Here is a 12601-nt window from a genome sequence, read left to right as displayed (position 1 = left end):
ATTTGGCATGCATTTATTTCATACATTATTTTATAAATTGCTTTATTTTTTCACTTGACAATATAGTTAGTCTTTCTTCTGTTTTTACTTCCCCTTGAAAATCGGATCGCGTTTTTCTAAAAAAGCATTGACACCTTCCATTCGATCTTCACCTGACTGCAAAATCATATACATATCGATTTCTAGGCGCAATGCTTGTTCGAATGGTAAATCACCACCTCGTAAAATGCATTCTTTCGTATATTGCATGGATATAGGAGACATGGCCGCTAATTGTTCTGCTTGTTTGCAAGCTTTCTCCCAAACCGTCCCCTCATAAACGATTCTATTAATGAATCCGTAATTTAAAGCTTCTTCTGCATACATCGTTTTTCCACTTAATAGAATCGGCATTGATGGGCCTTTTCCAATTATTCGTGGTAATCGTTGTGTAATTCCCCCAATCGGTATATAACCTTGTGTTACCTCTGGTACTTTAAATTGAACATTATCATGTGCTAAACGTATATCGGCAATGGTTGCAAAACTTAGTGCTACCGAATGGCAATGTCCATTAATAGCCATAATAATCGGAAAGGAAATACGGCTCCATGTATCGATTGCTTCTGAGGCCACATTTACGATATCATCATCTACTACTACGTCTCCACGCTCATTTAATAGACCACGCGAAAAATGCGGCCCATTATGACCAACGACAATTGCTTTTAAATGATCACTTTCAATAAAATAATTTCCAATATACAACAGCTCTTGCGCTAACGAAACATTAAATTGATTATCGTCTTTTGATTGATTAAATAATACATAAGCAATATCGTTATTCATTTCTACATGTAAATGATTAAATTTCATATTTAAGTCATCCTTTTTCATTTATTGTCAATGACCTGAAGTAATTAACTTACGAATTTGTTCATTATGTTCACCAAAACGGGGCACGTTCCCACTCGATTTGTTCCACCTTGTACTTTTCCAAGGATAACCGATTGTTTTCGTATTATTTGATAAAAAAATCGGCTCGACAGGATAACGTCTTAGCGTTTCTTTAAAACTATTCACTTCATAGACAGGAGTCTGCTGTTTCCTTTCATTCCCTTGTATCAGTTCACGGCCGACAACTTGACATGCGACTTCGTATTGTGAAATATCAAAAAATATCCCGTTACCTTTTCGCTCGATAAAATAGATCGCTTTTAAAAGTGCATAAGCACTATGAATGCCAGCTAATATGTCGCTTATCGAAAAGCCTGGTAAATATGGGGCATCTTTTTGATCTTTAGTTAAATAAGCGATTCCAGCCATACTTTCCAATGTCGGTCCATAGCCAACATAATCACGATAAGGACCTGTCGCACCAAAAGCTGACATTGCAATGATGATTAAACTAGGGTTATAGTTCCACAATGTTGATTCTGTTAAATTTAAATTTTCCATGACACGTGGACTAAAATTGTTAATAACGATATCGCTTATTTCTACAAGTTGTAAAAAATAATTCCGTTCCCCGGGATTATTTAGATCGAGTGTAATGCTTAATTTGTGACGGTTTAACTCTTTAAAAAAAGGTGCTTGATTATCTTTATTAGCCCGTATGCCATCCGGTCGGTATGGTGCTTCAATTTTGATTACTTCTGCACCGTGATCAGCAAAAATTCTTGTAGAATAAGGACCTGACCACATCGTTGTTAAATCTAATATACGTAAACGATTTAACGGACGTTTTCTATAAACTGAGGATAGAGTAATTTCATTTTCTTTGATGAGCCAAGGCAATCGGAATGACTTTATGTCTTCTTTCTCACGAATAAAAAAGTCTCTTGCATGTAATTGTTGACATTGTTTTACTTCATCTATTGATTGAACTTTCGCAAAAGGTAATCGAAAAATCTGTCCCATATGAAATAACTCATCTGCTTTAAATAACTTTGTCCATTCCGATAATCGTGTTTCAATTGCTTCGGATTGAGAGAGCCTCATGTTATCATCTAGCCAAGCTTCTTCTGTTTCTATCCCCGCCCAATCAGACAATAATTGCCAATGTGCTGTCGTGGGGGCGCCAATTAAAATCCCACGTTTATCTTTCGACTTTAATATTGCCATTGGACTTAACGAATGATGGCGATTTCCTACACGTTGACGTAATTTATGACTTTCAATATAGTGACCATACGCACCTTCTAATGCGCTAATCATAATATTATTAATATTAATGATGATTGGCTTTCTCTCATTATTAATGAATCCAGACAACGATGCTGAAGCAATATGGGCACCAATTAAGCTAATCGCTGGACTTCCTCCAATAAATAACGAATCCCCCATCGACTCTCCTGTTAAGTAGGCCCAACTATATCGTGCTTGTAATTCCTTTTCTTCATTTAAATAGTCAAAGGGATACTCAATGAAGACGCCCGCTCCTGTATATAAATCACTAACATAATGTGCAAAATAACAATCGGCAATAACGATATCTGATTTAGATACATATTTGTTTATTTCTTTTTTAAATGCCTTTAAACTAATCATCGTCTTCAACTCATCATAAAAAGAACAAAAAGAGAGCGAGTCTGGCAATATTTTTGTCACATGAGCACCACTTAACGATAACAGTCTCCCCGCGTAACTACATGAGCTATATCGAGAAATCTCAAGTACACGTAAACCGTTAAGAAGTTCATAATATTGCATTGCTCCCTCCCCCCTTGTTACTTATCTAATCCATCTTTTGTATATTAATTAATCTGCTGTCGGAAGTGCTACTGGTTGCTTGATATCCATTTCCTGATCACAGCAGTAGATTTTGCCATCTCCACCTTTTGTGCACAATACTTCTGAGCCACACTCTTCACAAATATAACGTTTACCTAACTGATTACTCATAAGTCATTCCCCTTTTTGAAAATGTTATATTTCTTTAACTTCCTTATCACAGCATTTTAATGAAGCCCCAGGTGAAGGCTTAATTACAACAAATTCACTTTCACATTCTTCACACTTATACTTTGCACCCATTTTATAACTCATCATACTCATCCTTTCTGTTATAAGTTTTCTGTTGCATTCAATGGAACGGTTCCAATAATATCTGCTTCTTCTAGCTCTGAAATTTGTTCATCTGTATAATTTAGCAATTCTTTTAAAATTTCCTCATTATGCTGTCCTAATGTCGGTGCAGGACATTGATGTAGCAGTCGCTCCCCATCGTATGTGACTGGCCAAGATGGGAATAAATGCGTGCCAGTTAATTCACGGGAAATTTCCTGGAACATATTCCCTAAATATGGATCATGCTCCATCTCTTCCACTTCTAATGCAGGACCTGACTTGATCCCATGTTGTTGTAAAATTTCCGTCGCTTCATAATGTGTATATTGCGTCGTCCAGTCCTCAATTATTGATGTTAATTCATCTTGATTTTCGTAACGATTTTCAATTGTACTGTATCGTTCGTCATTCATTAAATCAGGTCGACTGATTACTTCACAGAAACGTTGCCATTCTTCATCGTTCGTAATTGCAATTGCGATCCATGAGTCATCACCTTTACTACGGAAAATACCATGCGGTGCCATACCCGGATGTTTGTTTCCAATACGATCCCAGACCCGTTGATTCATTGATAAATCAGCTAATGGTTGCCCCAAAAGTACAATCGACGTTTCAACTTGTGCTATCTCGATGAATTGCCCTTCTCCCGTACGTTCACGATACTCCAATGCTGCTAAAATGGAATATATCGTGTGGAAGCCAGATGTTACATCACCGACACCTGAAATAATGAGCGGGTTATCATTTTCATAACCATTTACTTGAGCAATACCGGATAAAATTTCGAATGTATACGCAAATCCTGGTGAGTTTTTCATCGGACCTGTTGATCCGTAGGCCGGCATCGATACCATAATAATTTCGGGATTAATTTCTTTTAATTTTTCATATGTTAAGCCAAAGTTTTTCATTACTTTTGCAGTGAAATTTTCAATGATAACATCAGCTTGCTTTACCAGTTCTTTAAAAACCTCTACCCCTTTTTCGTCACGTAAATTTAAAGTAAGTCCTTTCTTATTTAAGTTAGCTGCATTCCACTGTGGGCCTTTTTCCCACCATTTTTCCATCGGTTTAACCGATGTATATCTAAATCCATCTGGTGCTTGTACTGATTCGATTTTAATCACTTCCGCTCCAAGCGCTCCAAAATAGGAAGTCGTTAAAGGTCCCGACCACCACATTGTTAAATCAAGAATACGAATCCCTTCAAAATACCTACCTTTCATCATTCATCCCCCTACTTCACTTTGTAGCTTCTTCAATATCCTTTTCGGAAGCGTTATCAATACTTTTTAATATATCTTTATTATGTTCACCTAATGTCGGTGCAACTGACTTTAACTGCCAAGGTGTTTTTGATAAACGTGCAGGCGCTGCAGGTTGAATCACTTTTCCTGCATGTGCATGCTCGACTTCAATGAAAACATCCCTATCTTTATATTGTGGGAATTCTGGTAATTCATCGAATGACGGGACAGGAATTACTGGTACTCCCCACTTAGCACCTAACTCTAAAATTTCTTGTCGCGTATGACGCATAAGCCATTCATCGAAACGTTTCTGATAAATTTCTTTATGCTTTAAACGCTGTGGAATCATCGTAAACCGTTCATCATCGATCCAATCATACATTTCAGTCATCGCGCAGAAGTTTTCCCAATGTTGACCGGTAAGTACAGTAACTCCAATATAACCGTCTTTACATTTTTCTACACTCGGTAACATACGGAATCGTTTCTGTGTTTTGGATACACGTGATGGAAACGAGTTTTGGACTGTTGGATAAGAACGTTGCATATTTCCTACTTCCGTAATCGATACGTCAATATGCGTTCCTTCATTCGTTTTTCGTCTTTCTAAAATGGCACTTAATGTTGAAAGCGCAGCAAATGCTCCAGATAGGTACTCTAAAATACGAAGTCGACCTGCTGCTCGTAATGGTTCGTACTCTTCTTCACCTACTGATGTTATCCATCCACTCATCGCTTGCGTAATTAATTCTGTTGCTTCATAATCTCTAAACTCTCCTGTCTGTCCAAAGTTGGAAATGGATGTCATAATAACGTTAGGTTTTAACTCTTTAATCGAGTCATAGCCTAATCCTAAACGATCTATTACACCTGGTGCGAAGTTTTCTACGACGATATCTGCTTTCTTTATTAATTCACGAGCGATCCACTTACCTTTTTCACTTTTCAAATTTAATTCGATACTTTTTTTGTTATTGTTTAAATAAAGATAAAGTCCACTAGCATTTAAGTCTTTCTTGTCGCTTGGAAAGGGGCCCTCTTCCCTTGATGGGTCTCCTAATTCTGGTCGTTCAATTTTAATCACTTCTGCACCGAAATCAGCTAATAACTTCGTACAATACGGACCTGCTATATGCCATGAAAAATCAACTACTTTCAAACCTGACAAGGCCTGATTTACCATTGTTTTCCCACCTATTCATCTATTTTTTAATTAGTTGAGGCACAAAAGGAATCAACAATTAAATTTAGGCGTATTGCTCCTCTTTTGATTCAGCAATACTTTTTGCCAACTGTTTTACATAATACGGTTCATTACCTAATTGCAACTGCAATCGTTTAAAATGTCTAAAGCAGAATTGCAGTGGATAATCCATTTCAACACCGATTCCACCGTGTAATTGATGCGCGCTTGTTAAGACGTATTGGCCTTTCTGACTTAGCCAAGTTTTTGCCACCGCTACTTCTTTCGAAGCTGATTTTCCTTGGGCTAAACGGGAAACTGCTTGATAAGCTGCTAAATATCCCCCTTCAACGGCCGTAAACATGTCTGCTAAACGATGTTGTACTGCTTGGAATGTTGCAATTGGAATATTAAATTGTTTTCGTTCTTTTACATAGCTATTCGTAATGTCGAGCGCACGGCGTATGACACCTGCCATTTCCACCGTCTGCAAGCCTGTTGCTGTTTCTAATATATTTTTCGTTACCTCGAAGCCGTCATTAACTTCACCTAAAACATTTTCTATGGGAACAGACTTATCCTTAAAAGTTAATTCGTACATTGCTTCTGGGCTAATTCCGCTTAATTCTGTTAGTTCGATATTTTGATTATCATTTTCAATTATTAATAATGTTAAGCCTGCTTCAGTTCCTGCTTTTGTTTCATCTGTTCGGACTAAAACTATTATATAATCTGCTATATTGGCATACGGTACAAATAACTTTTTTCCTGAAACGACAAATCGCCCGTCTGATTCTGTCGCCTCGGCATATACATGCTCGTAATGATAGTTCACATTAGGTTCAGCAAATGCTCCAGTAAACTTTATTTCACCAGATGCTATTTTTGGTAAAAAGTGTTGCTTTTGTTCTTCTGTTCCGTATTTCAACAGTGGCATAATTCCATAAGCAATCGTTGAAAAGAACGGCGCGGCTAATGTTGCATATCCCGCTTCTTCAATAATGATCGCTAAATCGAGTAAATCACCTTCAATTCCATCGTATTCTTCCGGAATAACTATGCTTAAAAAGCCCAATTCTGCTAGATGTTGATATAGTTCTTCAGAATATTTATTTTCATCTTCTTCAAATTTGTGTAATGAAGCTAAGTCACATTGCTCACTGAAAAAATTACGTGCTGTTCGTTTAAATTCTTCCTGCATTTCATTTAACGAAAAATCCATCTATTTCACCCACTTTGTTTATTTTGCTCGTTTAAACTTCGGAAGTGTTATATCCTCAAACACATCGTCATCTGGAACAAATTCAACTGGCATTCCAATAGAGATATCTTCGGGACCGCAGTCGACCATATTCGAAACGATCCGTATTCCTTCTTCTAATTCAACAAGAATAACTTCGTATGGCACTTCAAAACCAGGATGTACTGAACGATGATAAATAACGTAACTGTAAATTTTGCCTTTTCCAGAAACCGGAACCCATTCTAGCTCAAACTGACGACAGTTATGACAAACCGGTCGTGGTGGATGGGAATATGTGTTACAGTTTTTACATTGTTGCACGTGCAATTGTTTCGTTTCATGTAATTTCGTCCAAAATTCAATCGTATCTTCATCTACTAACGGTCTTGGAGTTGGATATTCTTTATTATATTTAACCATTTACATTACCCCCGTCTTAAAATAATTCCACTGGATGGTACACCTAATCCCCCAGTAACTAATGAAAATTCAACATCATTAACTTGCGTCGTCGAAGTACCACGAATCTGTCTAACTGCTTCGACAATTAAATTCATCCCATGTACATATCCTTCAGACATTAATCCACCGGATGTATTAATTGGCAATTCACCATCGACACGAAGACGATCGACATCTTGGATAAAATCTACTCCTTCACCCTTTTCAACAAAACCTAATGCTTCTAACTGCATTGGTACAAGTGGACTAAATGCATCATAAAACTGTGCCACATCAATATCTTTAGGTGTAATACCTGCCATTTTAAACATTAAATCACCATATTCTACAACTTCATGAAGTGTCGTAATATCTTTACGGTAATAACTCGTCATCTGTTCACCATGCGTATGCATTCCTTGTGCTACACCAGAAATATATGCTGGTGTTTGTTTTAAATGTTTAGCATTTTCCGCACTTGTGACGATTACTGCCATCGCGCCGTCTATATTGAGACAGCAATCATGGCGTCTTAATGGTGTAACGTTCATCGGTGAATTCATATATTCTTCATAGGTTAGTTTTTGATCGTGGAACCATGCGCTCGGATTGCGGTTTGCATTTTCACGATTTATTTGAGCAACAGGCCAAAACGCATCATCCCCAATGTCAAATTCATGGATGTAACGTTGCGCGAACATCGCAACCCATGATACCGGTGTGATTAATCCGTAAGGCATATACATGCCATAGTAGACGTCATCATCGTTGTATGATTGCTGTGATGCATCAAAATCTCCAATACGCACCGGAAGAGACGCATCACGAATCGAACGATAACAAACGACGTAATTTGCCAACCCTGCTTCAACGGCTGCCACAGCATGCGCCACCGTAGCACAACTACCACCCCCACCATAGGGTGTCTTACTGAAGAAACTTAAATTAGGAATACCTAAAGCGTTTACAACTTCTAACTGTTCTGATTTATCCATCGTATAGTTAACCATACCATCAATGTCATCAACAGAAATACCTGCATCTTCTACTGCATCTAATATTGCTTCAACTGCCATCTTTAATTCCGTCCGACCACAATCACGACTAATTTCTGTTGTTCCAATACCAACAATCGCTGTCTTATCTCGAGTATTTACAATATTACTCATTATTCATTACCTCCTTGGAAGTGCTAACACTGCTTTACCCGTTGCATGATTTCCGATTTTGTTTTTTCCTACGTATTCAACCTCGACTAAGTATTCACCGTCTTTTTCAAATTTATCCGTTACTTCACCAATCATGACCATTTGATCACCCGGATAATTAGGTACTGATAATCCCAAATCAATCTTTTTAATTTTACCTGTTGGACCTGCCCAGTCGGTTAGGTATTTACCAATTAATCCGTTTGTTGTTAAAATGTTCATAAACACATCGTCAGCTTTTGCCTCTTTAGCAGCATGATAATCATGGTGAACTGGTGCATAATCACGTGTTGCTGCGATCGCACCTCCAACGACTAATTGGGCGGTTATATTTCGCTTATGTTCTGGTAAATCATCTCCAACTGAAACTTCTTCCCACGTTATTCGATTATATGTTTTTTTCAATGCCTTTCCCTCCTATTAAGCTCCTGCATTATAAGCTAAAATAGTAAATGATTGCTTACAAACTAATTCGTCTTTTTGGTTGTAATACGTCCATAAAAATGTAACAAAATAGCCTGGGCCACGTGACGTTTGTTTTTCATCTGAAACTTGATCGACTGTGATCGTGTAACTAATTTCATCACCTAAACGGAGAGGTGCGAAATATTCTTGACCTTGATGCGTCGCCACAATCGATGTATAGCCTTCGTCCCTTAGACACTTAATAAATCTTTCCATCGGACTGGGTTCTCGCTCTGTCTTAGGCCAAACCGGCTGCATCGTATATGCTTGTACTTGCATTGGCGGAGCGATGATTCCACCATACTCGGAGTTCTTCGCATATTCCTCATCACTATACAACGGGTTTTCATCTTCCATTATCTCTACCCAGTGGCGAATCATCTGTTCACAAACTGCATCTGGACCTTTAATTTTTTCAGACTCTAAACTTAAATACTTTTCAATTTCTTCTCTTGTTAATGCCATCATATTCCCTCCCAAAATTTTCCATATATATGTTATTACACATTATGAACGTTTAATTCCTAAGCCGAAACGTGCTACTAAATCACGCTGTACTTCGTTTGCTCCCCCACCGAATAAGTACACTAAATAACTTTGTGAGAACTGTTCTAACTTACCTTCTAAAATAGAATATTTCGAATTATCATCGAGCTGACTAGCTAAACCAATAATTTGCATACATGTATCGTATACTTCTTGATTCAATTCTGCTGCAAATGTTTTGTTCATCGATGGTCTGAATGGTGGTTCACTTAAGTTACCGTGGGACCATGCTGCGCGATAATTTAGCAAACGTAATACTTCAATTTTTACTTTTAAATTAGCTAATTTCTCTTGAACCCACGGACGATTAATGGCAGACTCTCCATCAACAACAGCTTCTTTCGCCCACTCAGTCGTTTCTTCAATAACACGCTCCATCATCGAATAAGTTGACAGCATGAGACGTTCGAGCGATAATTGTTCCGTAATATATTTCCAACCTTTATTTTCTTCACCGATAATGTTCGATGCTGGAATAATTACATTATCGTAAAAGGTGCTACTCGAACCAATTGATTTTTCTCCCATTAATTTTGTCGTTGTAATCGTCACACCCGGCGAATCTGTCGGAACTAAGAAAATAGAAATTCCTTCGTGTTTCGGCGCATCTGGATCAGTTCGGGCTGCTAACCAAATATAATCTGATATAGATGCATTTGTCGTAAACACCTTTTGACCATTAATAACGTATTTATCACCGTCTCGAACAGCACGTGTTTCCAAGGAAGCTAAGTCTGTTCCTGCCTCTGGCTCCGTATACCCAATAGCCACTTCTAACTCCCCACGTAAAATCTTTGGTAGGAATTCCCTTTTCTGTTCTTCCGTTCCAAAACGCATTATGGTCGGACCAACTGTTTCTAGTGTAATAAACGGAATCGTTATTCCTGTACGAGTGATTTCTTCTAGAAAAATGTATTGCTCTAATGGAGTTTTACCTTGACCACCATATTCCTTCGGCCAACCGATTCCAAGCCACCCGTCTTTTCCTAGCGTACGGATATATTCACGCCAGATTGGACCATAAGGGGTCGTTCGTACTTCCTCTAATAGTTCATCGGTAATTTTTTCTTCTAAGTATGAACGGATTTCCAATTGTAATGCTTGTTGTTCATTTGTTAATTCAAAACGCATCGTAATCAACTCCTGTTTTTTATATTTTTATGATTAGAAAAATCATTTCTTCTACTGTGTAATAAACAAATCTTTTAATTCGTTTTTAATTACCTTCCCTGTTGATGTCATCGGGAATGATTCAACAAATTCAATTTTCGTTGGATGCTTAAAACTAGCAAGTTTATCTCGGCAAAAATCCTTAAGTTCATCTAATGTCGGTAAATTATTTTTGTCTTTCGGAATAATAACGGCCATTACTTCCTCGCCCCACTCTATACTGGGTACTCCGATTACAGCAACGCTATCTACCGCCGGATGAGCATGTAAAATATTTTCAATTTCAGTTGGAGAAATGTTTTCACCACCGCGAATGATTAAATCAGAATCTCGTCCTTCTAAATACAAATATCCATCTTCATCAAGCCAACCTATATCACCGGTATGTATCCAACCATCGACTACTGTTTCATCAGTTTCATCATCTTTTTCCCAATAACCTTTCATCTGTTTGTCAGTTCGTACATAAACGACCCCAACTTTCCCCGATTCTTCTATTTTTTTACCCCCTTCATCTACAATCATAATTTCAACATTCGGCAATGGCTTGCCAACAGAAGTTAACCGTTTTAATTTTTGTTCAATTTCTTCCTCTGTTCCTTCTAAACGATGATCTTCAGGACTTAACACTGTAACTGTTGATGTAGTTTCCGTCATGCCGAAAGCGTTTGCAAAATCCGTTGAGTTAGGGAATCGTTCAATCGCTTCATGTATAACCGGTAATGGCATAGGAGCGGCACCATAGGATAAATTTTCTAACGCCGTCAAATCCGTCTGATCAAAATTAGGATGATCGAGTACTTGTTTTAACATCGTAGGTACTAAAAATGCATGTGTTACTTTTTCTCGTTCCATCGTCTCCAACCATTCCTTCGCTTCAAACTGAGGCATTAATACGAGGCGTCTTCCTGAATAAATCGCATTACAAATACTTGTTACTCCTGCAACATGATAACTAGGAATACTAATTAATGACGTACCTTTATCAGTACCATCGGCAACCCCGGAATGATTCATGACGTAGTTTGTCAGTTGACCATGGGTAATCATCACACCCTTCGGTCTACTTGTTGTTCCACTTGTAAATAAAATAAGTGCCGTGTCGTCAGCATTAATATCTACTTGGTCTAACAATGGCGCACGTACTTCATCTAATAGGTGATAATAATTTCGTCCCGCTTGATGTGTATCGTTTAAACAAATCGTAATAGCAAAATCATTACGTTCAATAATTGGTTGTAAAATAGATCCGTACCGTTCCTCAAACAATAAAGCGTTTACATTTACATCATTAATCATATATTCAAATTCATCTTGTCTTGCACGATAGTTAATCGGTACAGCAATCGCTCCCACTTTAAACGTAGCAAAAAATGTTTCAACTAATTCTGGACGATTCGTTGAAATAATACCAACTCGATCACCTGCTTTAATACCATAACTTTTCAATAAGTTAGCTAACCTACTAGCATTCTCACTTAATTTAGAATAAGTTAGCCTTTTATTTCGGAATGTTACTATCTCTTGACTTGGTACAATACTAGATGGGAGCTCTAATAACATGTACGCATTCAACAAAAACCCTCCTTATAAAATTTTGATAATCCATAATGTAAAAATCATTTCTTAACCTTGTTTCTTATATAGTAATATATAATTTCGTTTAACGCAATATGTAAGTCATTATTTTTTGAATAAACTTCATTTTAAATTAATAAATCAAGTTAACCTAATAAATTAATAAACTATATATAAACATTATATTATAGCCATTTATTAGTTGCTTAAAAAAATAACTAATTAAATTTATTACTATTTTGTTCATTATATGTAATGATAGATTTCCCTTGTCGAACGGTAATGTTCCATTTAACGTTGACATTTTACCAAATGATGCCTATAATACACATTAAATAAAATTCAAAATTCACCTCAGAATAGGTACCGTCAAGAATTTTGTGTAAGTCGATAGGGCTCTCACTTGAACTGTCAATATAATGGTGCTTAAGCAACCTTAACAACTATACAAAAAATGTCAGAAGGT

Annotated in this window: 12 protein-coding genes; all 12 read right to left on the bottom strand. The window is 37.2% G+C overall.

Going from position 1 to position 12601, the window contains the following annotated elements:
- Positions 1–84: 84 nt before the first annotated feature.
- Positions 85–855: an enoyl-CoA hydratase/isomerase family protein gene (locus tag ABU914_RS09845; protein WP_379669563.1), complete on the bottom strand. Its 771-nt coding sequence runs from the start codon at positions 853–855 to the stop codon at positions 85–87.
- A 27-nt stretch (positions 856–882) separates the two neighbouring features.
- Positions 883–2691 (bottom strand): CoA transferase, encoded by a 1809-nt coding sequence (locus tag ABU914_RS09840; RefSeq protein WP_379669562.1) that lies wholly within the window; start codon positions 2689–2691, stop codon positions 883–885.
- Between the two features lie 48 nt (positions 2692–2739).
- Positions 2740–2883: a hypothetical protein gene (locus ABU914_RS09835; RefSeq protein WP_379669561.1), complete on the bottom strand. Its 144-nt coding sequence runs from the start codon at positions 2881–2883 to the stop codon at positions 2740–2742.
- Between the two features lie 161 nt (positions 2884–3044).
- Complete coding sequence (locus ABU914_RS09830; RefSeq protein WP_379669560.1) at positions 3045–4277, bottom strand: CaiB/BaiF CoA transferase family protein; 1233 nt, start codon at positions 4275–4277, stop codon at positions 3045–3047.
- Between the two features lie 16 nt (positions 4278–4293).
- The gene (locus tag ABU914_RS09825) at positions 4294–5484 is read right to left on the bottom strand and encodes a CaiB/BaiF CoA transferase family protein (protein ID WP_379669559.1); all 1191 of its coding nucleotides are present in this window, start codon (positions 5482–5484) and stop codon (positions 4294–4296) included.
- 64 nt (positions 5485–5548) lie between these two features.
- Positions 5549–6706: an acyl-CoA dehydrogenase family protein gene (locus tag ABU914_RS09820; protein WP_379669558.1), complete on the bottom strand. Its 1158-nt coding sequence runs from the start codon at positions 6704–6706 to the stop codon at positions 5549–5551.
- Positions 6707–6724: 18 nt separating this feature from the next.
- Positions 6725–7147 (bottom strand): Zn-ribbon domain-containing OB-fold protein, encoded by a 423-nt coding sequence (locus ABU914_RS09815; protein ID WP_379669557.1) that lies wholly within the window; start codon positions 7145–7147, stop codon positions 6725–6727.
- Positions 7148–7152: 5 nt separating this feature from the next.
- Positions 7153–8337 (bottom strand): thiolase C-terminal domain-containing protein, encoded by a 1185-nt coding sequence (locus ABU914_RS09810; protein WP_379669556.1) that lies wholly within the window; start codon positions 8335–8337, stop codon positions 7153–7155.
- Positions 8338–8343: 6 nt separating this feature from the next.
- The gene (locus tag ABU914_RS09805) at positions 8344–8781 is read right to left on the bottom strand and encodes a hotdog family protein (protein ID WP_379669555.1); all 438 of its coding nucleotides are present in this window, start codon (positions 8779–8781) and stop codon (positions 8344–8346) included.
- A 15-nt stretch (positions 8782–8796) separates the two neighbouring features.
- On the bottom strand, positions 8797–9306 hold the full coding sequence (locus tag ABU914_RS09800) for a MaoC family dehydratase (protein WP_379669554.1): 510 nt from the start codon (positions 9304–9306) through the stop codon (positions 8797–8799).
- A gap of 42 nt (positions 9307–9348) precedes the next feature.
- A complete protein-coding gene (locus tag ABU914_RS09795; protein ID WP_379669553.1) occupies positions 9349–10518 on the bottom strand; it encodes an acyl-CoA dehydrogenase family protein in 1170 nt (389 codons plus the stop codon).
- 51 nt (positions 10519–10569) lie between these two features.
- Positions 10570–12132, bottom strand: a complete 1563-nt coding sequence (locus tag ABU914_RS09790) for a class I adenylate-forming enzyme family protein (protein ID WP_379669552.1) — start codon at positions 12130–12132, stop codon at positions 10570–10572.
- Between the last annotated feature and the right edge of the window lie 469 nt (positions 12133–12601).

Origin of the sequence: Pueribacillus sp. YX66 (assembly GCF_041725775.1) — a bacterium.
Lineage (GTDB): Bacteria > Bacillota > Bacilli > Bacillales > UBA6769 > Pueribacillus.
This window is presented reverse-complemented; position numbering and strand designations above follow the sequence as displayed.

Coding starts and splice junctions, on each gene's coding strand:
- ABU914_RS09845 (WP_379669563.1), bottom strand. CDS start 855: ATGAAATTTAATCATTTACATGTAGAAATGAATAACGATATTGCTTAT.
- ABU914_RS09840 (WP_379669562.1), bottom strand. CDS start 2,691: ATGCAATATTATGAACTTCTTAACGGTTTACGTGTACTTGAGATTTCT.
- ABU914_RS09835 (WP_379669561.1), bottom strand. CDS start 2,883: ATGAGTAATCAGTTAGGTAAACGTTATATTTGTGAAGAGTGTGGCTCA.
- ABU914_RS09830 (WP_379669560.1), bottom strand. CDS start 4,277: ATGAAAGGTAGGTATTTTGAAGGGATTCGTATTCTTGATTTAACAATG.
- ABU914_RS09825 (WP_379669559.1), bottom strand. CDS start 5,484: ATGGTAAATCAGGCCTTGTCAGGTTTGAAAGTAGTTGATTTTTCATGG.
- ABU914_RS09820 (WP_379669558.1), bottom strand. CDS start 6,706: ATGGATTTTTCGTTAAATGAAATGCAGGAAGAATTTAAACGAACAGCA.
- ABU914_RS09815 (WP_379669557.1), bottom strand. CDS start 7,147: ATGGTTAAATATAATAAAGAATATCCAACTCCAAGACCGTTAGTAGAT.
- ABU914_RS09810 (WP_379669556.1), bottom strand. CDS start 8,337: ATGAGTAATATTGTAAATACTCGAGATAAGACAGCGATTGTTGGTATT.
- ABU914_RS09800 (WP_379669554.1), bottom strand. CDS start 9,306: ATGGCATTAACAAGAGAAGAAATTGAAAAGTATTTAAGTTTAGAGTCT.
- ABU914_RS09795 (WP_379669553.1), bottom strand. CDS start 10,518: ATGCGTTTTGAATTAACAAATGAACAACAAGCATTACAATTGGAAATC.